The sequence below is a fragment of the Pseudomonas sp. PSKL.D1 genome (assembly GCF_028898945.1).
In the GTDB taxonomy this organism is placed as follows: domain Bacteria; phylum Pseudomonadota; class Gammaproteobacteria; order Pseudomonadales; family Pseudomonadaceae; genus Aquipseudomonas.
Window position 1 is genome coordinate 3,092,500 of sequence record NZ_CP118607.1, and the last position, 23,629, is coordinate 3,116,128.

The window sequence follows — 23,629 nt, forward strand, 5'->3', positions numbered from 1 at the left end:
ATTGCACGGCGCAGTGGGCAAAGCACCGCTTGGGGCTAGACTGAACAGACCAGGACACCATGCATGAACCGGGGGGCTGCCGCACGTGGAGGTGTGAGATGAGCCAGTTCAAGCGTTTGTTCGTCATGCTGGGCCCGCAAATGCGCCATACGCCCGCGCTACAGCGCGCCGCAGCGTTGGCCGATTCCAGTGGCGCCTTGCTGGATATCAACGTGTTCGTCGACGATGTCGACACCTTCGGCTTGATGAGCGATGGCCATGAGCGTGAACGCCTCCTGGCTGACAACCGCCAGTGGCTGGCCGATCAGGCTGAACAGCTTGGCAATGCCGGGCTGGATGTGTCCACCGAACTGCTGCTGACCCGCGACCCGCTGGGCAGCGCACTGGAACGCATCGAACAGTTGGGCTGCGACCTGCTGGTGAAGGACGTACAGCACGAGCCAGTGCTCAAGCGCCTGCTGGTCACGCCGCTGGACTGGCAATTGCTCAAGGAAAGCCCCGTGGCGGTCCATCTGGTCAGTGACATCCGCCTGCCATTACCCCGGCAGATTGCAGCGGCCGTGGACCTGAACAGCCATGGCGCGGGCGAACATCTGGACGAACAGGTGATCCACTGCGCCCATGCGTTGGCGCTGCAGTGCAATGCCGAACTGCACCTGCTGCATGTGTGCGATGCCACCAAAACCCACATTGCCGACTTTGGCGCGGGCACGGTGACCATGCCAGGCTTCGACAGCAGCGTGCGCACGGCCCAGCGCACGGCGTTCAACCGCTTGGGCGACCACCACCAGATCGAACTGGAGCGGCGGCATTTTCTTGAGGGCCCCGCCATCAAGGCGATTGCCCAGTTTGTCAGCCACAGCCGGGTGGATGTGATCGTGATGGGCAGCCATCGGCATGACGCCATGCAGACCTTTTTGGGTGGCACCACGGCGCACGTAGTGGAGCACCCGCTGTGCAATGTACTGGCGATCAAGGCGGTACGGTAACTGTAGGAGCGGATTCATCCGCGATGCAGGCAATGCGGTGCATGGCCAGCAATCGCGGACGAAACCGCTCCCGCGGCGACCATCAGAACCCTTTGCTGTAGAACAGCGAGTACGACTCGATACCATCGTTCGGCTGCTTGAGGCCGGCGTTGGAATAGTGCATCGCCCGCAGGCCCACCTTCTGCTCACCCGGCAACTTCAGGCCAAAGCCGATACGGTCTTCGAAGTTGACCGCCGAGCCCAGGCGCTGGTCACCCACATCGGTCTTGGAAAACGCCGCCAGACCAATGCCCACCTCAATGTATGGGGTATAGGTAAAACCAGTGAATTCGTAAGTGAACACCGGGCTCAACGACAGCGAATGAGCACCACTGGCTTCACCCCCTTCCCAGTAGGTGTAGGCCGCATCCCAATAGCCACTGAGAAAACCGGTACTGCTTTGCAGCCACTTCGTGTCCCAGTCGAAGGACATGCCGAGCCGGTAGGTCATGTCGCCTTGGCCAGTGGCCCCCACAGCACCGGAGATCTGCGCAGCCTGAGCCACGCTGGTGCCGGCAAAAGCCAACACAGCAGCGGCCAACGACGCGGCGAGACGGGTTTTCATCAATGACTTCTCCTGATGGTCACACGGATTGACGGGGGCTTTTGCCCCTCGATTTTTTTTGGTGCCCGGTGCATCCAACCGGTCACACGGAGTAATACTTTTCTGATTATTGTCCAGATAATCAGAAAGTTGAAAGTGAATTGCCACTATTGTCTATCAGTCGTATTCCGCTACGGCATGTTCACCCAGCAAGCGACGCTGCCTGGGGGTTGCGGGTATGTGCGCCTCTACGTATGGAGTACGGATGTACTCCTTGCGTCTATCCGCTACTCATCGCCAGTTCAGGTTCACCGTTGCTGGCGATTTCCCATCCACCGCGACTTGCTGCTGTACCGTCGCCCCCTCAGCCTGACCGATGACTTTGTAATGCCCCGGCGGCAACTGCACATACAGCAATGGCCCGACATCCTGCAGGGTCAACAGTGAGTTGCCCTGTGCATTCTGGATATCCACGGATGCACCGCTCTGGAACTTGCCTTCAGGGCCAATGGAAAGTTCCACATGCAGGTTGTAGCCTTTGGTCTGGCGCAGCGCATTGGCTTCATCCTGGCCAATGCCACCCTGCACATAGCGGATGCCGTTCTGCTCCTGGGGCTGCAGTTGCACGGCCTGCATGTCGATGGGGGCACTGAGGTCGGCGGCGGCCGCAAGGGTCCAGGGCAGCGCCAAGGTGATCAGCAGCGCGGCGCCCAACGCATAGTGATGGTTACGCATGGTTCACCCCTCCTGTGAGGGAATGGCTTACCCAATATCAGACGCCCGGCAATCCAAGTCGTTCGTGCTCAGGCCGCGCGCCGCTCTTCCAGCAACTTGATGAACATGCTCAGGCTGCGCGACACGGTGCCCCGGCGCCACACCAGCCAGGTTTTCAGGTAGCGGAAGGCTTCCGACATCGGCCATACGCTGACCGTGCTGCAACCGGGCATGTTCTCGAGCATGCTGCGCGGCAACATGGCCAGCCCCGCCCCGGCACTGACGCAGGCCAGCATGCCGTGGTACGACTCCATTTCGTGGATCTTGCCCGGCACGGCCTGATCCTGGACGAACCAGCTCTCGAAATGGTGGCGGTACGAGCAGTTGGCGCGAAAGGCATAAATACTGGCGCCGTTGACGTCCTGGGCACGGGTTACCGGGGCATGGTTGAGCGGCGAGATGATGACCATTTCTTCCTCGAATACCGGCATGCCTTCCAGCGTGGGGTGAAGCAGCGGGCCATCGACGAAGGCCGCCACCAGGCGGCCGGCCAGTACGCCTTCAAGCATGGTGCCGGACGGCCCGGTGGAAAGGTCGAGGTCGACCTTGGGGTAGCGCTGGTTGTAGGCCGCCAGCAGCGCCGGGATGCGCACCGCAGCCGTGCTCTCCAGCGAGCCGAGGGCGAAGGTGCCTTGCGGGTCTTCCCCCGCCACGGTCAACCGCGCCTCGTGCACCAGGTCGAGGATGCGCCGGGTGTATTCGAGGAAGTTCCAGCCCGCCGGCGACAGGCGCAGGCGGCTTTTTTCGCGGATGAACAGTTCCACCCCCAGGTCTTCTTCCAGTTGTTTGATGCGGGTGGTGAGGTTGGACGGCACCCGGTGGATATGCTGCGCCGCCGCACTGATGCTGCCCTGTTCGGCCACGGCCTTGAAAATCTCCAGTTGCACCAGGTCCACGGTCATTCTCCAAACGTGAATGTTTCGCTCATTATTATTCAGTTTTCATTAAAGCCATAGCCCACTAGTCTGGCGTCACGAATCAACAACAACGAGTGCCCAGCCATGAGCGAGATCAGCAGCCTGACCCACGCCATCTCCGTCGACCCTTTCAGCGGCGAGCAGATCGGCAGCTACCCCTTCGACACCGACGCCGCACTGGAAGCGGCGCTGCAACGCGCCAAGGCCGGTTACAGCCAGTGGCGCAAGGTGTCGCTGGGTCAGCGCAGCGAATACCTGCTTGCCTTGGCCAGCACGCTGGAAGCCAAGGCCGAAGCGTTCGCACAAATGATCAGCCGGGAAATCGGCAAGCCGATTGCCCAGGCACGGGGTGAAGTGAGCAAGTGCGTGGGCCTGTGCCGGTGGTACGCCGAACACGGGCCGGCCATGCTCGCCGCCGAGCCAACCCAGGTGGAAAAAGCCCGCATCGAGTACCGCCCGCTGGGGCCGATCCTGGCCGTGATGCCGTGGAACTTCCCGATCTGGCAGGTGCTGCGCGGCGCAGTGCCGGCCATCCTGGCGGGCAACACCTACGTGCTCAAGCATGCCCCGAACGTGATGGGCAGCGCCTACCTGCTGGGCGAGTTGTTCCAGGACGCTGGCGTGCCACAAGGCGTGTTCGAAGTGCTGAACGTGACCCCGGACGGTGTCACCCGCGCCATCAACGACCCACGCATTGCCGCCGTGACCCTGACCGGCAGCGTGCGCGCCGGCATGGCGATTGGTGCCCAGGCGGGTGCGGCACTGAAGAAGTGCGTGCTGGAGCTGGGCGGTTCCGACCCGTTCATCGTGCTGGCCGACGCCGACCTGGACGCCGCCGTGAAAGCCGCGGTCATCGGCCGCTACCAGAACACCGGCCAGGTGTGCGCGGCGGCCAAGCGCCTGATCGTCGAGGCGGGCATTGCCGAGGAATTCACCCGCAAGTTCGTGGAAGCGACCCAGGCACTGAAGGTTGGCAACCCGTTGCAGGATGACACCTACATCGGCCCGATGGCCCGCTACGACCTGCGCGACGAGCTGGATGGGCAGGTGCAGGCCACCCTCGCCGAGGGCGCTACCCTGCTGCTGGGTGGCCACAAGGTCGAGGGCGTGGGCAACTTTTACGCGCCGACCGTGTTCGCCAACGTGACCCCGGCCATGACTGCCTTCAAGCAGGAACTGTTCGGGCCGGTGGCGGCGATCATTACCGCCCGCGATGCTGACCATGCCGTGGAGCTGGCCAACGACAGCGAGTTTGGCTTGGCCTCGACCATCTATACCGCCGATTATGCGCTGGCTGAGCGTATGACCGAAGCGCTGGACACCGGTGGTGTGTTCATCAACGGTTACTGCGCATCCGACCCCCGCGTGGCATTTGGCGGGGTGAAGAAGAGTGGCTTTGGGCGTGAATTGTCGCATTTTGGGGTGCGGGAATTTACCAATGCGCAGACGGTTTGGCTGGATCGGAATTAAGCCGCAAGCGGGGGCTGCTTTGCAGCCCATCGCGACACAAGGCCGCTCCCACACGGACCGCGATGGCGGACTATGTGCGAGCGGCCTTGCCGGGGCGCAGGACCGGTCGGAAAGGGCCGCAAAGCGGCCCCCAAAGTCAAGCCAACTTCGCCCTATACCGCCCCGGGCTCTGCCCCGTCCATTTCTTGAACGCCCGGTGAAACGCGCTGGGCTCCTGAAACCCCGTGTGCTCGGCAATTTCGGCAATGCTGAGCACCCCCTCGCGCAAGCGCTCGAACGCCATCGCCCGGCGCACCTCGTCCTTGATCTGCTGATACGAGCGCCCTTCGCGCTCCAGTTGGCGACGAAACGTACTGGCACTGATGCCCTGCTGCCTGGCCAACGCCTCCAGCGTCGGCCACTGCCCATACCGCCGCGCACGCAAGTGCCGGTACACCTCGGCCACCAGGCCGTTCTGATTGCGAAAACGGATCACCAGCCCTTGGGGTGCGCTGCGCAGGAAGGTTTTAAGCCCGGCAAGGTCTTGCACCACCGGCAGGCGCAGGTAGGCACTGTCGAATTCGACCTCGGTACGCCCACTGCCCAGGCGCAAGTCCGGCCCCCAGAGCAACAGGTCGTCTTCTTGTGCTGGGCGTGCAAGCGCAAGCTCGGTACGGTCTATGGCAATTCGCCGCCCGGCCAGCCAGCACAGCAGGCCAATCACCAACACCAGATAGGTTTCTTCGGCATACACGCGGGTCAAAGGGTCGGTAATGCCCGACTGCACACTGATCACCGCACGCCCCGAGCGCACCGCCAGGCTGCCACGCACATCCCGCAGAAACAGGCCAAAATTGCCCATGCACTGGCGCAGGGCCTTTTCCAGCGTGGGCTCCTGAATCAGCCCACGGCAGATCAAGGCAAAGCTGCCCAGCGGCATGCCGTGGCTGTCGAGGTGGAAAAATTCGTCATCCAGCAGCTCAATCAGCTCCAGCCACAACCGAGCAAATGCCTTGGCCGGCACACGGGCATGGGCCTGCCCAAGCAAGGCCGGGTCAATGCCCACCGCACGCAACCGGGCCTCACGTACATCGGGCTGATCACGCAAGGCGTGCAACATGGCATTGAGGAAGTACACCGCGACCGAATCGCTCTCGCGCATGGCAAAAATTCGCTGTCTATGCTGAGTGGCAAAAAATGCCAGGTTGACTGAACACATCCGACATAGGCTCAAGCACGGCCTTTGCCTAGACTCAGACCCATCGCGGGGCCGCCGGCCATTCTCGCAGAGCCTGGCCCGCGCCCGCCACGCCCTTCGCAAACGGAGCTTCATATGAGCAGCGCAGAAATCTACGTCGTCAGTGCCGTACGGTCCGCCATCGGCAGTTTTGGGGGTGCCCTGAAGGACTTGCCGCTGGCCGACCTCGCCACCGCCGTGACCCGCGCCGCCATCGAGCGCTCGGGCGTGGCCACCGACCAGATTGGCCATATGGTGATGGGCACCGTTATCCCCACCGAACCCCGCGACGCTTACCTGGCGCGGGTGGCGGCCATGAACGCCGGCATCCCCAAGGAAACCCCGGCGTTCAACGTCAACCGCCTGTGCGGCTCGGGGCTGCAGGCCATCGTGTCGGCCACCCAGTGCCTGCTGCTCGGTGATGCCGAGGTGGCCGTGGCGGCGGGCGCCGAATCCATGAGCCGAGGCCCATACCTGCTGCCGCAAGCCCGTTGGGGCGCGCGCATGGGTGACCTGCAGGGCATCGACTACACCGTGGGCGTGCTGCAGGACCCGTTCGAGCACTTCCACATGGGCATCACTGCCGAGAATGTGGCCGCCAAACACGGCATCACCCGTGAGATGCAGGACGAACTGGCACTGACCAGCCAGCGCCGCGCGGCCCGTGCTTTGGCCGAAGGCCGCTTCGCCAGCCAGATCGTGCCGCTGGAGCTCAAAACCCGTAAAGGCAGCGTGCAGTTCAGCGTCGATGAGCACGTGCGCGGCGATGTCACCGCCGAACAACTGGCAGGCATGAAAACCGTGTTCAAAAAAGACGGCACGGTGACTGCTGGCAACGCCAGCGGCATCAACGACGGTGCCGCCGGCCTGGTGCTGGCCACCGGCGATGCTGTGCGCCGCCTGGGCCTGAAGCCCCTTGCGCGGCTGGTAGCCTACACCCACGCTGGGGTCGAGCCGGAGCTGATGGGCCTGGGCCCGATCCCGGCCACCCAGAAAGTGTTGGCAAAGGCCGGTTTGAAGGTGAGCGATCTGGACGTTATCGAGTCCAACGAAGCCTTCGCTGCCCAGGCCTGCGCCGTGGCCCGTGCGCTGGATTTCGACCCGGAAAAGGTCAACCCCAACGGTTCGGGCATCTCCCTGGGCCACCCGGTGGGCGCCACCGGCGCGATCATCGCCACCAAGGCCATCCACGAACTGCAGCGCACCCAGGGCCGCTACGCGCTGGCCACCATGTGCATTGGCGGTGGCCAGGGCATTGCCGTGGTCTTCGAGCGCGTTTAAGGGAGTTTTGCCATGACGATTGAACAGATTGCCGTGATCGGCGCGGGCACCATGGGCAATGGTATCGCCCAGGTGTGTGCCGTTGCTGGTTATCAGGTGCTGCTGGTGGATGTGTCCGACGCCGCGCTGGAGCGCGGTGTGGCCACCTTGGGCAAGAACCTTGAACGCCAGGTCTCCAAGGGCACCCTCGACGCCGAACGCGCCTCGGCAGCCAGAACACGCATTCGTACCAGCACCGACTACGCGCAACTCGGTGGCGCGCAGCTGGTGATCGAGGCGGCCACCGAGAACCTGCAGCTCAAGCAGCGCATCCTGCAGCAAGTGGCCGCCAACGTGGCCGCCGACTGCCTGATCGCCACCAACACCTCGTCACTGTCGGTTACCCAGCTGGCCGCCAGCATCGAACACCCCGACCGGTTCATTGGCGTGCACTTCTTCAACCCGGTGCCGATGATGGCGCTGGTGGAGATCATCCGTGGCCTGCAGACCAGCGACAGCACGTATGCCCAGGCCCTGGTGGTGACCGAAAAGCTCGGCAAGACGCCCATCACCGCCGGCAACCGCCCGGGCTTCGTGGTCAACCGCATTCTGGTGCCCATGATCAACGAGGCAATTTTCGTGCGCCAGGAAGGCCTGGCCAGTGCCGAGGACATCGACACCGGCATGCGCCTGGGCTGCAACCAGCCAATCGGCCCGCTTGCCCTGGCCGACCTGATTGGCCTGGATACGCTGCTGGCAATCATGGAAGCCTTCCATGACGGCTTCAATGACAGCAAGTACCGCCCTGCCCCGCTGCTCAAGGAAATGGTCGCGGCCGGCTGGCTGGGGCGCAAGAGTGGCCGTGGTTTCTTCACCTATTAAGGACCAGGTGCCATGCCCCCGATCAATGCCGCGATGCGTTGTGCCAATTTCGAAGAGCGACGTGACCGGGCCATGGCGCTGTTCGCCGAAAAGGGCTTTGGCCAGGTAAGCATGCGCGAGCTGGCGGCGCATGTGGGGTTGACGGCCGGGTCGCTGTATCACCATTTCCCCAGCAAGCAGGACTTGTTGTACGACCTGATCGAGGAATTGTACGAAGAGTTGCAGGCAACACTGGAGCAAGGGCGCCGGGCCATGGCGCGCGGCGGCTCGGCGTTGAAGTGCCTGATTGCCGCGCATTGGCAGTTGCATGCCGAGCGGCCTCTGCAGTTTCGCCTGGCGGAGCGGGATTTCTGCTGTTTGAACGCTGATCAACAGGCACGGCTGGTGATGCTGCGATCGGGTTACGAGGCCGGGTTGCTGCGGCTGATTGCGCCGAAGGCGCGGCTGCAGGGTGACGTGTTGGTGGCCACGGCGCATGTACTGGCAACGCTGATGAACCAGTTGCCGGGGATGCTCGGCGGGCTACCTGAGGATCAGGGGCTGGGGTTGATGGAAGGTTTGCTGGTAGGCGGGATAGAGCGGACGCTGGGGTAGCCCGCGCGCCCTGTAGGAGCGGCTTCAGCCGCGATGGGGCGCGAAGCGGCCCAAGGGTTTTCAGGTTCGCAACCAAGCTTCGCAACCAAGCTAGTTGGGGCCGCTCTGCGGCCCATCGCGGTTAAAACCGCTCCTACACCGGGAGCGTGGTCAAACAGAATGTACAACCCGCCCCTAACGCAACAGGATCTGGATCTGCTCGTGCAGGGTATCCAGATCAAACGGCTTGGCCAGAATCGGCGCCTTGCGCGCGATCGGGCTGCCGGACTCCAGAATCTCCGCCGGGTAGCCGCTGATGAAAATCACCTTCAAATCCGGCCGCAGTTTCACCGCTGGCTCGGCAATCTCAACCCCGGAGATACCGCCGGGCAAGCGAAAATCAGTCACCATCAGGTCCAGGTGCGGCTTGCTGGCCAAAATGGCGAACGCCTGCTCGCCATCTTCGGCTACCAGCACGTGATACCCCTCACCCGCCAGGTAATCGCGCAGGATCATGCGAATCGCCGGTTCATCCTCGACGACCAAAACCACATCTTGTGCATCTTCACTCATGACAACGCCTTGAAATTCATACAGTTGGCCATCTGACCCCAGGCTTACGCAGAGGTTGCCCGCGCCTGGTCGTTTTGTTCTGTCGCACCCGCCAGCGGCAATTGCAGGCTGAAGGTGGCGCCTTTGCCTTCTTCACTGTCAACCACGATTCGCCCGCCGTGTGCGTGCACGATCTGCTCGGAAATGTACAACCCCAGCCCCAGCCCGCCGCTGGCCTGTTGCGTGGCCACGCGCTCGAACTGCTGGAAAATCCGTTGCTGATTGGCCGCGTTGATGCCAATGCCATGGTCCTGCACCTGCACCCACGCCATACCGGCCTGTTCGAACACGCGCACCAGCACCGGCTTGCGCTCGCCATAGCGCAACGCGTTAGACAACAGGTTGGCCACCACTTGTTCAATCCGAAACTCATCCCACTCACCCGCCAGCACCTCGCAACGCTGCAAGTCGATGTGGGTTTCCAGCGCCGCGGCCTGGGCGGCGAAATTTTCCACCAGGCCGCGTACCAGCTGGCCCAGGTCGAACTGCCGAGGCCGCAACGACAGTTTGCCGGTGCGAATGCGCGACACGTCGAGCATGTCCTCGATCAAGCGGATCAGGCTGTTGATCTGCCGTTCGTCACGCTCGACCATGGCCTGCAGCTTCTCGGCGCTGAAAGCGTCGAAGTTGCCACGCGCCAGGTGCATCTTGCGCAGCTGGGTTTCCAGAATCAGGCCATTGAGCGGCGTGCGCACCTCGTGGGAAACGATCGACATGAAATCGTCCCGCATGCGCACCGCTCGCTCCAGTTCCCCCCGCGCCACCTGCAGCTGTGCGACCAGGGCTTCCTGTTCCTGACGGCTGCGTTCAAGCACCTTGCGCTGGCGGTACAGGTCAACGAACACCGACACCTTGCTTTTCACCGCCAAGGTGTCGAGCGGCTTGTGCAGAAAGTCCACCGCACCGCTTTCGTAGCCCTTGAAGGCATAGTTCATTTCGCGCCCGGCAGCGGTCACGAAAACAATGGGAATGTTGCGGGTCTTTTCCGTGCCGCGCATCATTTCGGCCAGCTCGAAGCCGTTCATGCCGGGCATCTGTACATCGAGGATGGCCAGGGCGAACTCGTGCTCAAGCAACAGCGACAGGGCCGCTTCGGCAGACTGCGCCTGATGCACCTCGCGGTCATCGCCTTTGATCAGCGCGTCGAGGGCCAGCAGGTTTTCCGGCAGGTCGTCGACGATCAGCAGTTTGGCGGTGGTGTGGCTAAGCATGCGCTGGGTTCCAGGTTGGCGAGCAATTGCTCGATACCACTCAGAGAAAGTATATGGTCGGGCTGATGCAGGGCCAGTGCGGCCTCCGGCATCAGCGCCACCTGTGCGTCGCGGGGGTCCTGGACCACGGTCCGGCCGCCGCTGCTCTTGATGTAGGCAAGGCCCTGGGCACCATCTTCGTTGGCGCCGGTGAGCAAAATGCCGAGCAGGCCGGCGCCATAGGCGTCGGCTGCCGAGGTAAACAGAAAGTCGATGGCCGGCCGGGAAAAATGCACGGGCGGTTCCTGGCTCAGCGACAGGCACAAATCACGCTCCACCGACAGGTGGTAGCCCGGCCCGGCCACGTAGATCTGCCCCGGGGCGATGGCTTCCTTGTCGCGCGCCTCGCGCACCGGCCGGTGCAGCCTGCGCTGCAGCACTTCGGCCAGCTGGCTGTGGCGGTCGTCGGGCAGGTGCAGCACACACAGCACCGGCGTGGTAAAACCCGGCCGCAGGCCGCCCAGCACCTGAAACAGCGCCTGCACGCCGCCTGCCGAGGCGCCGATCACCACTGCCTGCACGCCGTTCATGACTTGCGGTAGATCCGTTCGGGCTTCACCAGCGGCTCGAAACGTTCGCTGTAGGCCGAGAAATCAACGGATTCCTTGCTCCCCAGCACCAGGAAGCCGCGATGGCACAGCGACTCATGGAACAGCCCCAGGGCACGGTCCTGCAAATCCTTGTTGAAGTAGATCAGTACATTGCGGCACGACACCAGCTGGGTTTCGGAGAACACGCTGTCGGTGGCCAGGCTGTGGTCGGCGAAGGTCACGTTGTCACGCAGGCTGCTGTCCATGATGGCGTTGCCGTAGGCCGCGGTGTAGTACTCGGCAAAATCCCGGCGCCCGCCGGCCTTGCGGTAGTTTTCTTCATACTCGCGCATGCTCTGCATCGAATAGATGCCCTGCTTGGCCTTGTCCAGCGAATGGGGGTTGATGTCGGTGGCGTAGATGATGGTGCGTTCCAGCAAACCCTCCTCGCGCAACAGGATGGCCATCGAGTACACCTCTTCCCCGGTACTGCACCCGGCGATCCAGATCTTGATCGAAGGCCAGGTGCGCAGTAACGGCACCACCTCCTGGCGCAAGGCCAGGAAGTGGCTGGGGTCGCGGAACATCTCGCTGACCGGAATCGTCAGAAACTGCAACAACTGCATGAACATGCCCGGGTCGTGCAGCACCCGCTCCTGCAGGGCAGACACGGTCAGGCAATCGAACTGGCGCAGCGCATGCAGGATCCGGCGCTTGATCGAAGCGCCGGAATAATTGCGAAAATCATAACTGTACTTGAGGTAGATCGCCTCGATCAGCAGCCGGATCTCGATGTCGGTGTTGCGTTCGCTAGTCAAATTCGCTCCAGTTGCGGCAGCCACACACGGATCAACGAGAACAGGCGGTCCAGGTCGATCGGTTTGGCCAGGTAATCATTGGCGCCGGCCTGCAGGCAACGCTGCTGGTCGTCTTTCATGGCCTTGGCGGTCACGGCGATGATCGGCAGCTTGCGCCAGCGTGCCTGTTGGCGGATCAGCCGCGTGGCTTCGAAGCCGTCCATCTCGGGCATCATCACGTCCATCAGCACCAGGTCGATGTCGTCGTTCTGCTCAAGGCGCTCGATGGCTTCGCGCCCGTTACGGCCGATTTCGACGATGGCGCCCTTGTGCTCCAGCGCACTGGTCAGGGCAAAGATGTTACGCACATCGTCATCCACCAGCAGCACTTTGCGGCCTTCGAACACTTTGTCGCGGCTGCGGGCGGTCTTGAGCATGCGCTGACGTTCATGGGACAACTGCGATTCGACTTTGTGCAGGAACAATGTCACTTCATCGAGCAAGCGTTCCGGCGAGCGTGCGCCTTTGATGATGATCGAGCGCGAATACTTGAGCAGGTCGGTCTCTTCTTCGCGGGTCAGGTTGCGCCCGGTGTACACGATCACCGGCGGGAACGAACGGATGTCCTCGGCCGTCATGCGCTTGAGCAATTCATTGCCGAGCATGTCGGGCAGCTTGAGGTCGATGATCATGCAGTCGTAGATGTTCTCGCGCAACAGTGCCAGCGCATCCTGAGCCATGGCAACGGCGGTGATTTCGACATCATCGTCGCCGATCAGGCGGGCAATGCTGTCGCGCTGCAGGTCGTCGTCCTCCACCAGCAGGATATGCTTGAGCTTCTGGGTGAGCTTGGCTTCCAGGCGGGCAAACACTTCCTTGAGTTCTTCGCGGCTGGTGGGCTTGACGGCATACCCCACCGCGCCCATGTGCATGGCGGCCTCGACACGGTCTTCCACCGAAATGATGTGCACCGGGATATGGCGGGTGGAAGCCTGTTCCTTCAGGCGCTGCAGCACGGTAAGGCCGGAATGGTCGGGCAGGCGCATGTCCAGCAGGATGGCGTCGGGTACATAGTCGATGGCCAGCTCGAAGCCTTCGTCCGCGCCTTGGGCCACCAGGCAGCTGTAACCCAACTCGTGGGCCAGGTCGAACAGGATACGGGCGAAGTTCGGCTCGTCTTCGATCACCAGAATGCAGCGGTTGCCGAACGGTGCGCGGTCGCGGTCGTCCGCAAACGAAGGTGCCGGGCGTTTCGGCGCTGCCGGTGCTGCCACCTGCGGCGCGGGCGGCAGGCTGTCAACTGCCGGGCGCAGGCTCAGGGCCTCGACTTCCTGGCCCTCGGCTTCATAGCGCTCCGGCAAGGTCAGGCTGAACACGCTGCCCTTGCCTGGGCTGCTGTCGACGCTGATCTGCCCGCCCAGCAGGTGCGCCAGGTCGCGGGAAATCGACAGGCCCAGCCCGGTGCCACCGTAGCGGCGGTTGCTGGTGCCATCCACCTGGTGGAAGGCGCCGAAGATGGCTTGTTGCTGGTCGGCGGCGATGCCGATGCCGCTGTCGCGTACCGAGAAGATCAGGCCGCTGCCGGGCTGGTGGCCGATGCTCAGGCTGACCTCGCCGCGCTCGGTGAACTTGATGGCGTTGGACAACAGGTTCTTGAGGATCTGTTCCAGGCGCTGGCGGTCGGTGAACAGGGTCGCGGGCACCTGCGGCTCGACGCTGACGTTGAACACCAGGCCCTTGTGCTCGGCCAGCGGCAGGAACATGCCGCGCAGGCCTTCTACCAGGCGCTCCAGCTGGGTCGTTTCGGGGCGCACTTCCAGCTTGCCGGCCTCGACCTTGGCGATGTCGAGGATGTCGTTGATCAGGTTGAGCAGGTCGTTGCCGGCCGAATAGATCGACTCGGCGAACTTGACCTGCTCGCCACTGAGGTTGCCCTCGCCGTTCTCGGCCAGCAGCTTGGCCAGAATCAGCGAGCTGTTGAGCGGCGTGCGCAACTCGTGGGACATGTTGGCGAGGAACTCGGACTTGTATTTGCTCGAACGCTGCAGGTCGTCGGCGCGGGCCTGGAGTTCTTCCTGGGCCTGGCTGAGTTCGTCGTTCTTGCGGTCCAGGGCCTCGGTGCGCTCGGAAAGCTGTTCGTTGGTCTGCTCGAGTTCGGCCTGCTGGGTTTCCAGGTGGGCCTGGGATTCCTTGAGCACGCGTGACTGTTCTTCGAGCTCTTCGTTGGCGGTCTTGAGCTCTTCCTGCTGCACCTGTAGCTCTTCGTTGAGCTGCTGGGTTTCGGCCAGCACCTCCTGCAGGCGTTGGCGGTAACGGGCGCTTTCGATGGAAATGCCCAGGTTGCCGCCCACCCGCTCCATCAATTCATCGTCACGCACCTGCAGCGGGCGCAAAAAGCCCAGTTCGATGACGCCGTTGACCTGGCCGTCATCATTGATGGCCGGCATCAGCAAGGCGCTGTGCGGCAGGCCGCTGCCTATACCGGAGCTGAGGTGATAGTAATCCTGCGGCAAGTCTTCAAGGCGCAACAGGCGACGTTCACGCACGGCCTGGGCCAACAGGCCGTCGTGGCTGGCAAGCACCTGCTCACGCGCCTGTTCTTCGGCGTCCAGCCCGTAGGTGGCAACGCGCACCAGGCGGCCATGGTCATCGCGCACATACAGGGCACCGACCACGCTGCCCAGGTACCCGGCAAAGAAACGCAGAATATTGTCACCCAGCATCGGCAAGGTCAGCTGGCCCAGCACCTGCTCAGCCAGTTGAGTCTGCCCGTTGCGCAGCCAGGCCTGGTGCTCCAGCCGTTCGGCCGAGCGCTGCTGGGCCTTGAGGTTGTCATCGTAGTTGCCCGACAACGTAAGCAGATCACGGCGGCCCAGGTAGGCCAACAAGGCACTCAGGCTGACAATAAACAGCACGAACGCCGTGATGGCCGTGACCGTCACGGTGCTGACCTTCTCGTTGCGGGCCATGCGCAACTGCTGTTCGGTACCGATCAGCCCGTCGAATTCCTTGCGGATTTCATCGGTAATGCGTTTACCGCGGCCATTGCCGATCGAGGCCTTGTAATCACCGTTCTGGCGGCGCTGGGTAATCATCTCGCTGCCGAAATCATTCCAGGCCTTCTGCAGGGCAATCAGCCGGTCAATGCGGTCGACCTGCTGCGGGTTATCCTCGACCATGCCGCGCAGGCTTTGCAGGCTGCTGAAGATTTTCGGCTTGGCCACCTCGTAGGGGTCAAGGAAGCGCTCGTCGCCGGTAATCAGGAAGCCGCGCATGCCGGTTTCCATGTCGATCGACAGCTTGACCGTTTCGTTGGCATTGCCGATGACCCTGTCGGTGTGCTCGACCCACTGCATGGCCGACAACAGGTAATTGATCACCGCTACAAAGGCCACGGCACCCAGCAAGCCCACGCCCAAGGGCAGGCCGACGTTGCGGCTCAACAGCTTGCGAAAGCTTTGCTGGTCCATCGAGGCTGCTTGAATCATCTGAAAACGCCCGCGCGTAAAAGTCCATTGAATAGTGTGGCGGCATGCGCCTGTACCCGCCTGCCGCTGCGCTCACCGGTTACTCAGCGAGTCTAACCAGCTTTTGCGGCTTCGGCAGGGCATTTAGCCAGTATTTGAAGGTTGTGTGTAGGAATCGTTCCCTCGATGTACCAACGCCGGTATCCTCGGGAACTTCTGTCCTTGCCGCGCGCACAGAGTAAGGACATGCCATTTTCAACAGGAAACCAACCATGCACCTTCTGGTAGTCGAAGACGACGACATTGTCCGTATGCTGATCGTCGAGGTGCTCGAGGAGCTGGGGTATGCGGTCATCGAAGCGGCGGACGCGCGGGCGGCCTTGCAGGTGCTGGAAGACCCGTCACAACCGCTGAACCTGCTGATGACCGACGTGGGCCTGCCGGACATGCGCGGCGAGGAACTGGCCGCCAAGGCCCGTGGGCTGCGGCCGCTGTTGCCGGTGCTGTTTGCCAGTGGCTATGCGGAAAGTCTTCAGGTGCCTGAGGGCATGCACATGATCGGCAAGCCGTTCAGTATCGACAAGCTGCGGGAGAAGGTGGTGAAGATTCTGGAAGGGCAGGCCTGAGAAAGCCTGTGCGGGCCTCTCGCGGATAAATCCGCTCCTACAGGGGGCGGTGTCGCTTTTGTAGGAGCGGATTCATCCGCGAGAGGCCGGCACAGGCAACCCAATCATCCGCACCACAACCTTGCATCACGCACCACATCAGGGCCTGCCCAGGGCCCGCAGTATCGCCAAACGCTTCTAACCCGGCCCCTCCAGCCCGCTGGCCCGCCTCTTGCTACCACTCGCCCCTTAACCTTTTGTCAGCCTTAGGTTTTTTAAGGTTTATGGGCACATATTTACTAATTTCTCCTATCCCCCTCTCCCCGCATCATCGCTCCAACAAGAACGCGTCGCCCTTCGCCGGCACGTACCCGGGCAGCACACGATGCCCAACCTTGCCTTGGAGTCAGTCATGACCAGTGCAGCCAACTCGGCACCCCTGATAGAAAAACACACGATCGGCTATGTGCCCCCGCAAGACCGCCATGGAAAGGTAAGGGATCTTTTTACACTGTGGTTCGGCGGCAACATCGCGCCGTTACCCATCGTCACCGGCGCCCTGGGCGTGCAGTTGTTTCACCTGAACCTGGTGTGGGGCATCGTAGCCATTCTGGTTGGCCATCTGGTTGGTGGGGTGCTGATGGCGCTGCACTCGGCCCAGGGCCCGCAAATGGGCATTCCGCAGATGATCCAGAGCCGGGCGCAGTTCGGCTCGCTAGGGGCGTTGCTGGTGGTGGTGATTGCCGGGGTGATGTACATCGGCTTCTTTGCCTCCAACATCGTGCTGGCCGGCAAGTCATTGCATGGCGTGGTCGATAGCGTGCCGGTACCGGTAGGCATCGTCATCGGTGCACTGGGCTCGGGCATCATCGGCATCATCGGCTACCGCTTCATCCATGTGCTCAACCGCATCGGCACCTGGGTGCTGGGCATCGGCATCGTGGTCGGCTTTGGTTACATCTTCACCCACGTGCAAAGTGACGACTTCCTGACCCGCGGCGGCTTCAACCTGGCCGGCTGGTTGGCCACCGTGTCGCTGGCGGCGCTGTGGCAGATCGCTTTCGCCCCGTATGTATCGGATTATTCGCGTTACCTGCCGGCGGATGTGAAGGTGTCTTCAACCTTCTGGACCACCTACCTGGGTTCGGCTCTGGGTTCGAGCCTGTCGTTCATTTTCGGCGCCGTGGCGGTGCTGGCGATCCCGGCCGGCATGGACACCATGGACGCAGTCAAACTGGCCACCGGCACCCTCGGCCCGCTCATGCTGGTGCTGTTCCTGCTCAGCGTGATCAGCCACAACGCCCTCAACCTGTATGGCGCGGTGCTGTCGATCATCACCTTGATTCAAACCTTCGCCTACCGCTGGATCCCGACCGCCAAGAGCCGCGCCGTGCTGTCGCTGATCGTGCTGGCCGCCTGCTGCGTGGTGGCGGTGTTTGCCTCGGCGGACTTCATCGGCCACTTCGTCGACATGGTGCTGGTGCTGCTGGTGGTGCTGGTGCCGTGGACGGCGATCAACCTGATCGACTTCTACGTCATCCACAAGGGTGACTACGACATCCAGTCGATTTTCAAGGTTGATGGCGGTATCTACGGGCGTTACAACCCGCAGGCGTTGATTGCCTATGCCGTGGGCATCGTGGTGCAGATTCCGTTCATGAATACGCCGCTGTACGTGGGGCCGATTTCCGAGCATATCAATGGCGCCGACCTGTCGTGGCTGGTGGGGCTGGTGATTACTTCGCCGCTGTATTGGTGGCTGGCTTCGCGTGACAGTGCTTATCGTCGTCGGCAGGTGAGTGCCAAGCTGGCGGCAGCAGCTTAAGCAGGGCCGGCCTCTCGCGGATGAATCCGCTCCTACACGCATTCCCCTGTAGGAGCGGATTTATCCGCGATGGGGCACCCCATATCTTAAAGGTTGTAAGCCCGCTCGTTATGCTCCGCCAGATCCAGCCCCTGCTCTTCTTCTTCGCGGCTGGCCCTTAAGCCGATCCCCAGCTTGATCGCCCCCAAAATTGCCCAACTCACCACAAAGCAGTAGACGAAGGTAAACGCCACCCCCTTCAACTGCACCAACGCCTGCCCCAACGGCGACACCCCTTCCACATACCCGCCCAGTGCAGGCGCGGCAAACACCCCGGTCAGCACCGCACCGACCATCCCGCCCACACCATGCAAGCCAAACACATCCAGGCTGTCGTCATACCCCAGCGCCTGCTTCATCCGGGTAACGGCAAAGAAGCAGATGGCGCCAGTCACCAAACCGATCACCAGTGCACCCAAAGGCCCGACGTAGGCGCATGCGGGCGTGATGCCCACCAACCCTGCCAAGGCACCTGAAGCGGCCCCCAGCGCAGTGGGCCGGCCATGCATGACCTTTTCAGTCAGCAACCAGCCAACGATCCCGGCGCAAGCAGCCACCATGGTCGCCAGCATCACCACCCCTGCCCCTTCGTTGGCGGCAAGGCCGGACCCTACGTTGAAACCAAACCAGCCCACCCACAGCAACCCGGCCCCCACCAGGGTGAAGCCCAGGTTGTGCGGTGGCATGGCCACCTGCGGGTAGCCCTTGCGCCGGCCCAGCATCAACGCCGCTGCCAACGCCGCCACGCCGGAGTTGATGTGCACCGCCGTGCCACCGGCAAAGTCCAGCACACCCCAATTGACCATCAATGCGCCCGGCCCGCCCCACACCATATGGGCAATCGGCGCATACACCAGCACGAACCAGGCCGCCATGAACAGTAAAGAGGCGCTGAATTTCATGCGTTCGGCAAAGCCACCGGCAATCAGTGCCGGGGTGATGATGGCAAAGGTCAGCTGGAACACCGCAAACACCCCCTCCGGGATGGTGCCCACCAGGCTGTCATGGCCGATGTTCAGCATCAGCGCCTTGTCCAGCCCGCCGATGAAGCTGTTCAACGTAACTTGCCCTTCGACCATGCCGGAGGTATCGACCACCAGGCTGTAGCCGAACAGCACCCAGAGAATACCGATCACCCCGGCCACGGCGAACAGTTGGGTGAACACCGACAGGAAATTCTTGACCCGCACCATGCCGCCATAAAACAGCGCCAGGCCCGGGATGCACATCATCAGCACGAACATCGCGGCGCAGATCATCCAGGCGGTGTTGCCGGTGTCCAGTACGGGTTCGGCGGCGTGGGCCTGGGTGGCCAGGGTCAACATCATTACAGCGAGGGTGAGGTGCTTCATGGGGTCACTCCTGTGCAAATGAAGGGGGCCGCAATGCGGCCCCGGTTGGTGAATCAGTACTGCGCCTGCCCCGGCACCCACGCCGTGCCCGCCAACGGCACGCGGGCCATGGCCGCAGCCTCGACGGTCAAGGCCACCAAGTCCTCCGGGTCGAGGTTATGCAGGTGCGATTTGCCACACGCCCGCGCCATGGTCTGTGCCTCCAGCACCAGTACGCGCAGGTAGTTGGCCAACCGGCGCCCCGCCTCTTCCGGGTTCAGGCGTTTGGCCAGCTCCGGGTCTTGCGTGGTGATGCCCGCCGGATCGCGGCCGTTCTGCCAGTCGTCATAAAAGCCCGCCGCCGAACCGATCTTCTTCAGCTCGCTGTCCAAACGCGGGTGGTTGTCGCCCAGCGCGATCAACGCTGCCGTGCCGATGGCCACCGCGTCAGCGCCCAAGGCCATGGCCTTGGCCACGTCAGCGCCGTTGCGGATGCCGCCCGAGACGATCAACTGCACCTTGCGGTGCATGCCCATCTCCTGCAGCGCCTGCACCGCCTGGGGGATGGCCGGCAGGATGGGGATGCCCACGTGCTCGATGAACACTTCCTGGGTGGCGGCGGTACCGCCTTGCATGCCGTCGAGCACGATGACATCGGCGCCGGCCTTCACCGCCAGCTTGACGTCGTAGTACGGGCGGCTGGCGCCGATTTTCACGTAGATGGGTTTTTCCCAGTCGGTGATCTCGCGCAATTCGGCAATCTTGATGGCCAGGTCGTCCGGGCCGGTCCAGTCGGGGTGGCGACAGGCTGAGCGCTGGTCCACGCCAATCGGCAAGGTACGCATGCCAGCCACCCGCTCGGTGACCTTCATGCCCAGCAACATGCCGCCGCCACCCGGTTTGGCGCCCTGCCCCAGCACGATCTCGATGGCGTCGGCCTTGCGCAGGTCATCGGGGTTCATGCCGTAGCGCGACGGCAGGTACTGGTACACCAGGTGTTGCGACTGGCCGCGCTCTTCCGGGGTCATGCCGCCATCACCGGTGGTGGTGCTGGTGCCAGCAATGGTCGCACCACGGCCCAAGGCCTCCTTGGCGTTGGCCGACAGCGCGCCAAAGCTCATGCCGGCGATGGTCACGGGGATTTTCAGGTGGATCGGCTTCTTGGCGAAGCGTGTGCCCAGCACTACATCGGTACCGCACTTTTCGCGGTAGCCTTCCAGCGGGTAGCGCGACACGCTGGCGCCCAGCAACAGCAGGTCGTCGAAGTGCGGCACGCGGCGTTTGGTGCCGCCGCCGCGGATGTCGTAGATGCCGGTTTCGGCGGCACGCTGGATTTCCTGGATGGTCAGGCGATCGAAGGTGGCCGACTCACGCAGTACCGGGGTGTTTTGCTCGCTCATGGGTGTGCTCCTGAATCAGTACGCGCTGGCGTTGTCGACTTTGAAGTTGTACAGCTGGCGGGCCGAGCCGTAGCGTTTGAAATCGGCGGCCTTGTGGTCCAGGCCGGCTTTGTTCAGCAGCTCCTGCAGCTCTTGCAGGTGCTCGGCGCGCATTTCTTTTTCGATGCAGTCCGAACCCAGCGACTGCACCGCGCCTTTGACGTAAATGCGCACCTCGTACAGCGAATCGCCCAGCGCATCACCGGCATCGCCACACACCACCAGGCGCCCGGCCTGGCCCATGAAGCAGCTCATGTGGCCGATGCTGCCGCCCACCACGATGTCCACGCCTTTCATGGAAATACCGCAACGGGCACCGGCGTCGCCTTCGATCACCAGCAAGCCGCCATGGGCGGTGGCGCCGGCAGCCTGGGAAGCGCTGCCCTTGACCCGTACAGTGCCGGACATCATGTTCTCGGCCACGCCCACGCCGACGTTGCCGTGCACGGTGATGGTGGCCTGCTGGTTCATGCCGGCGCAGTAGTAGCCAGCGTGGCCGTCGATATCCACCGACACGGCCTGGTTGATGCCCACGGCCAGGTTGTGTTTTCCGCCCGGGTGGCTGACCTGCCATTCGCGGTCCTGCAGGTCGCCGTGCAGGGCCTGGTTGAGTTCGCGCACCGAGGCGCTGGAAAGGTCGATCGTTTTCATGAAGGTCTCCCGTGGTTCGGTGGCAGGTCAGGCGCTTTCGCGCTCCCAGACGTACAAGGTGGCCGGCGCCGGTTCCCAGACCTTGGCCTTGTCGATGCCCGGCAGGCTGGCCAGGGCCTGGTACTCGGAGGCCATGGCCACGTAGTCATCGGTTTCGGCCAGCACGGCCGGTTTGCAGGCAATCGGGTCGCGGATCACGGCAAAGCCGTTGCGGGTGCCGATGGCGAAGGTGAAGAAGCCGTCCAGGTCTTCCAGCGCACCGTCCAGGGCCTGAGCCAGGCTGTCGCCCTGCTGCAAGCGCCAGGTCAGGTAGCCGGCGGCCACTTCGGTGTCGTTATCGGTTTCGAACGTGATGCCTTCGCGCTTGAGTTCCTGGCGCAGGCGGAAGTGGTTGGACAACGAACCGTTGTGTACCAGGCACAGGTCGGCGCCGGTGGAAAACGGGTGGCTGCCTTCCATGGTCACGGCGCTTTCGGTGGCCATGCGGGTGTGGCCGATGATGTGGCTGCCCTTCATGCCAGCCAGGCCGAAACGGCTGGAGATTTCTTCGGGCAAGCCCATGCCCTTGAGGATTTCGATGCTTTGCCCGGCGCTCATGATGCGCACTTGCGGCGCCAGTTCAGCCAGCGCCGCACGGGCCTGCGCTTCAGTGGTATGCACTTTGAGCACGGCGGCGCTGGCGTTCTGGAACCAGTCCAGCGAGCAGCCCAGGCGGCCTTCAAGTTGGCCCATCAAATCGGCCCAGGGGAAGTCGACGTTGCTGGCCTGCAGGGTCAGCTTGACCCAGCCATCGGCCACTTCATCGCCATAGATGGCGAAGCCCGCGCTGTCGGGGCCGCGGTCGGTCATGGCCTGCAGCATGGGTTCGAAGAGCTTGCCCAATTGGGCCTCCAGCTCCGGTTTTTTCAGGTACAGACCTACGATTCCACACATGGTTGTGCTCCTTACGAGGCAGTGGGCAGCCGCATGGGTGATGGCCGCCCAGGGGATTGGGGGCAATCAGAAAAATTCGGTGTAGCGCTGGATTTCCCAGTCGGAGACGTGGCGGCAGTACTCCACCCATTCCATGCGCTTGAGCTTGATGAACTCATCGACGATCTCGGCGCCGAGCACCTCGCGGAACAGCGGGTCGGCCTCCAGGGCGTCGGCGGCTTCCTTGAGCGATTGCGGCAAGGTCTTGATGCCGCGGGCGGCGATCTCTTCCAGGCTCAGGTTGTAGAGGTTTTCGTTGCACATCTCGCCCGGCTCCAGCTGCCGGTCGATGCCGTCGAGGCCGGCAGCAATGATCGCGGCCGTTACCAGGTACGGGTTGCAGCCGGCGTCGGGCAGGCGGAACTCCAGGCGGCCATACGGGATACGCACCATCGCCGAACGGTTGTTGGCGCCGTAGGCCACGAAGGCCGGGGCCCAGGTGGCGCCAGACAACGAGCGGCCCACTACCAGCCGCTTGTAGGAGTTGACCGTAGGCGCCGCGAACGCACACAGCGCCGGGCCGTGGGCCAACAGGCCAGCGGCAAAGTGATAGGCCAGTTTCGACAGGCCCATGCCGCTGCTGTCGGCGGGGTCGTGGAACAGGTTCTTGTTGGTGCTGCTGGCCAGCGACAGGTGGAAGTGCATGCCGTTGCCGGCACGCTTGGGGTCGGGCTTGGGCATGAACGAGCAGATCATGCCCAGGTCATTGGCGATTTCACCGGCGGCCATGCGGAAGAATGTGAAGCGGTCGGCCGACTCCATGGCGTCGCTGTAGGTGTAGTTGATCTCGAACTGGCCGTTGGCGTCTTCGTGGTCGATCTGGTAGATGTCAAAGCCCACCGGCTGCAACGCTTCGGTGAGGCGCTCCAGGAACAGCCGCGAGCGTGACAGGCCCTTGTAGTCGTAGCACGGCTTGTCGAGGTTGTCGGAGGCGTCCACCAGTTGCAGCTTCCCGCCTTCGTCGCGGCGGAACAGGCTGAACTCGGGTTCCAGCCCGGTATTGAGCGTCCAGCCTTTGTCGGCCAGGCGCTGCACCTGCTGCTGCAACACGTAGCGGCTGTCATACGGCCAGGGCTGACCGTTGACATGGCCCACGCACACTACCCGGCCATAGCCCGGTTGCCACGGCACCGGTATCAGCGTGGACAAGTCACCACGGGCCATGAAATCCGGGCCGTGCGGCTCCATGCCCATGCCGCAGATGGCAAACCCGGCAAAGCCGGCGCCCTCTTCGGCCACCATCTTCAGGCCCGAGACCGGCACCGACTTGGTTTTCGCCGAGCCATGGATATCGACGAACTGCGCCAGCACATACTTGATACCGTGCTGGTCGAGGGTGCGCTGGGTTTCTGCTGGCAACATGGGTTGGACACTCCTGGGTAAGGGGCAATGATTCCGCATGAGAAACTTACTTTCCTATCAGGAATGCAATGGGCTTGCCAACTTT

Annotated in this window: 21 protein-coding genes; 7 read left to right on the plus strand and 14 right to left on the minus strand. The window is 62.9% G+C overall.

Going from position 1 to position 23,629, the window contains the following annotated elements; genetic code table 11:
• Positions 1-98: 98 nt before the first annotated feature.
• Positions 99-989: a universal stress protein gene (locus PVV54_RS13780; RefSeq protein ID WP_274905779.1), complete on the plus strand. Its 891-nt coding sequence runs from the start codon at positions 99-101 to the stop codon at positions 987-989.
• An 82-nt stretch (positions 990-1,071) separates the two neighbouring features.
• On the opposite strand, the gene PVV54_RS13785 is transcribed toward PVV54_RS13780, so the two are convergent.
• The 3 genes from PVV54_RS13785 to ptrR form a co-directional block, all read right to left on the minus strand.
• Positions 1,072-1,593: an acyloxyacyl hydrolase gene (locus PVV54_RS13785; protein ID WP_274905780.1), complete on the minus strand. Its 522-nt coding sequence runs from the start codon at positions 1,591-1,593 to the stop codon at positions 1,072-1,074.
• A 270-nt stretch (positions 1,594-1,863) separates the two neighbouring features.
• On the minus strand, positions 1,864-2,307 hold the full coding sequence (locus PVV54_RS13790; RefSeq protein WP_274905781.1) for a carboxypeptidase regulatory-like domain-containing protein: 444 nt from the start codon (positions 2,305-2,307) through the stop codon (positions 1,864-1,866).
• 68 nt (positions 2,308-2,375) lie between these two features.
• Positions 2,376-3,242, minus strand: coding sequence for a putrescine utilization regulator PtrR (gene ptrR / locus PVV54_RS13795; RefSeq protein WP_274910435.1), 867 nt, complete (start codon positions 3,240-3,242; stop codon positions 2,376-2,378).
• 105 nt (positions 3,243-3,347) lie between these two features.
• Here ptrR and PVV54_RS13800 point away from each other — a divergent pair, with 105 nt between their 5' ends.
• The gene (locus PVV54_RS13800) at positions 3,348-4,733 is read left to right on the plus strand and encodes an aldehyde dehydrogenase family protein (RefSeq protein ID WP_274905782.1); all 1,386 of its coding nucleotides are present in this window, start codon (positions 3,348-3,350) and stop codon (positions 4,731-4,733) included.
• A gap of 136 nt (positions 4,734-4,869) precedes the next feature.
• On the opposite strand, the gene PVV54_RS13805 is transcribed toward PVV54_RS13800, so the two are convergent.
• Positions 4,870-5,874, minus strand: coding sequence for an AraC family transcriptional regulator (locus PVV54_RS13805; RefSeq protein ID WP_274905783.1), 1,005 nt, complete (start codon positions 5,872-5,874; stop codon positions 4,870-4,872).
• Positions 5,875-6,045: 171 nt separating this feature from the next.
• Between PVV54_RS13805 and PVV54_RS13810 the strand changes: the two genes are divergently transcribed.
• Genes PVV54_RS13810 through PVV54_RS13820 form a run of 3 tightly spaced genes read left to right on the plus strand, consistent with a single transcriptional unit; the run spans position 6,046 to position 8,685 of the window.
• A complete protein-coding gene (locus PVV54_RS13810) occupies positions 6,046-7,230 on the plus strand; it encodes an acetyl-CoA C-acyltransferase family protein (RefSeq protein WP_274905784.1) in 1,185 nt (394 codons plus the stop codon).
• 12 nt (positions 7,231-7,242) lie between these two features.
• Positions 7,243-8,091 (plus strand): 3-hydroxybutyryl-CoA dehydrogenase, encoded by an 849-nt coding sequence (locus PVV54_RS13815; protein WP_274905785.1) that lies wholly within the window; start codon positions 7,243-7,245, stop codon positions 8,089-8,091.
• 12 nt (positions 8,092-8,103) lie between these two features.
• On the plus strand, positions 8,104-8,685 hold the full coding sequence (locus tag PVV54_RS13820) for a TetR/AcrR family transcriptional regulator (protein WP_274905786.1): 582 nt from the start codon (positions 8,104-8,106) through the stop codon (positions 8,683-8,685).
• Between the two features lie 174 nt (positions 8,686-8,859).
• Here the strand turns inward: PVV54_RS13820 and PVV54_RS13825 are convergent, their stop codons facing one another.
• The 5 genes from PVV54_RS13825 to PVV54_RS13845 are packed head-to-tail and all read right to left on the minus strand — an operon-like array spanning position 8,860 to position 15,341.
• Complete coding sequence (locus PVV54_RS13825; RefSeq protein ID WP_274905787.1) at positions 8,860-9,237, minus strand: response regulator; 378 nt, start codon at positions 9,235-9,237, stop codon at positions 8,860-8,862.
• Positions 9,238-9,281: 44 nt separating this feature from the next.
• Entirely contained in the window at positions 9,282-10,487 is a 1,206-nt protein-coding gene (locus PVV54_RS13830; protein WP_274905788.1) for a hybrid sensor histidine kinase/response regulator, read from the minus strand.
• Positions 10,457-11,056, minus strand: a complete 600-nt coding sequence (locus PVV54_RS13835; RefSeq protein ID WP_274905789.1) for a chemotaxis protein CheB — start codon at positions 11,054-11,056, stop codon at positions 10,457-10,459. The genes PVV54_RS13830 and PVV54_RS13835 overlap by 31 nt, the downstream gene beginning before the upstream one ends.
• Positions 11,053-11,874 (minus strand): CheR family methyltransferase, encoded by an 822-nt coding sequence (locus PVV54_RS13840; RefSeq protein WP_274905790.1) that lies wholly within the window; start codon positions 11,872-11,874, stop codon positions 11,053-11,055. The genes PVV54_RS13835 and PVV54_RS13840 overlap by 4 nt, the downstream gene beginning before the upstream one ends.
• A complete protein-coding gene (locus PVV54_RS13845) occupies positions 11,871-15,341 on the minus strand; it encodes a response regulator (protein WP_274905791.1) in 3,471 nt (1,156 codons plus the stop codon). Before PVV54_RS13845 ends, PVV54_RS13840 begins: the two co-directional genes overlap by 4 nt.
• A 251-nt stretch (positions 15,342-15,592) precedes the next feature.
• Here PVV54_RS13845 and PVV54_RS13850 point away from each other — a divergent pair, with 251 nt between their 5' ends.
• Together PVV54_RS13850 and PVV54_RS13855 are read left to right on the plus strand one after the other, a co-directional pair.
• On the plus strand, positions 15,593-15,946 hold the full coding sequence (locus PVV54_RS13850) for a response regulator (protein WP_274905792.1): 354 nt from the start codon (positions 15,593-15,595) through the stop codon (positions 15,944-15,946).
• Between the two features lie 391 nt (positions 15,947-16,337).
• Complete coding sequence (locus PVV54_RS13855) at positions 16,338-17,750, plus strand: purine-cytosine permease family protein (protein WP_274905793.1); 1,413 nt, start codon at positions 16,338-16,340, stop codon at positions 17,748-17,750.
• Between the two features lie 86 nt (positions 17,751-17,836).
• Here the strand turns inward: PVV54_RS13855 and PVV54_RS13860 are convergent, their stop codons facing one another.
• The 5 genes from PVV54_RS13860 to glnT form a co-directional block, all read right to left on the minus strand.
• Positions 17,837-19,141: an ammonium transporter gene (locus PVV54_RS13860; protein ID WP_274905794.1), complete on the minus strand. Its 1,305-nt coding sequence runs from the start codon at positions 19,139-19,141 to the stop codon at positions 17,837-17,839.
• A 53-nt stretch (positions 19,142-19,194) separates the two neighbouring features.
• Entirely contained in the window at positions 19,195-20,520 is a 1,326-nt protein-coding gene (locus PVV54_RS13865; protein WP_274905795.1) for an FMN-binding glutamate synthase family protein, read from the minus strand.
• Positions 20,521-20,535: 15 nt separating this feature from the next.
• Entirely contained in the window at positions 20,536-21,210 is a 675-nt protein-coding gene (locus PVV54_RS13870) for a GltB/FmdC/FwdC-like GXGXG domain-containing protein (protein WP_274905796.1), read from the minus strand.
• 27 nt (positions 21,211-21,237) lie between these two features.
• Complete coding sequence (locus PVV54_RS13875; protein WP_274905797.1) at positions 21,238-22,143, minus strand: class II glutamine amidotransferase; 906 nt, start codon at positions 22,141-22,143, stop codon at positions 21,238-21,240.
• 66 nt (positions 22,144-22,209) lie between these two features.
• Positions 22,210-23,544, minus strand: coding sequence for a type III glutamate--ammonia ligase (glnT, locus tag PVV54_RS13880; protein ID WP_274905798.1), 1,335 nt, complete (start codon positions 23,542-23,544; stop codon positions 22,210-22,212).
• Between the last annotated feature and the right edge of the window lie 85 nt (positions 23,545-23,629).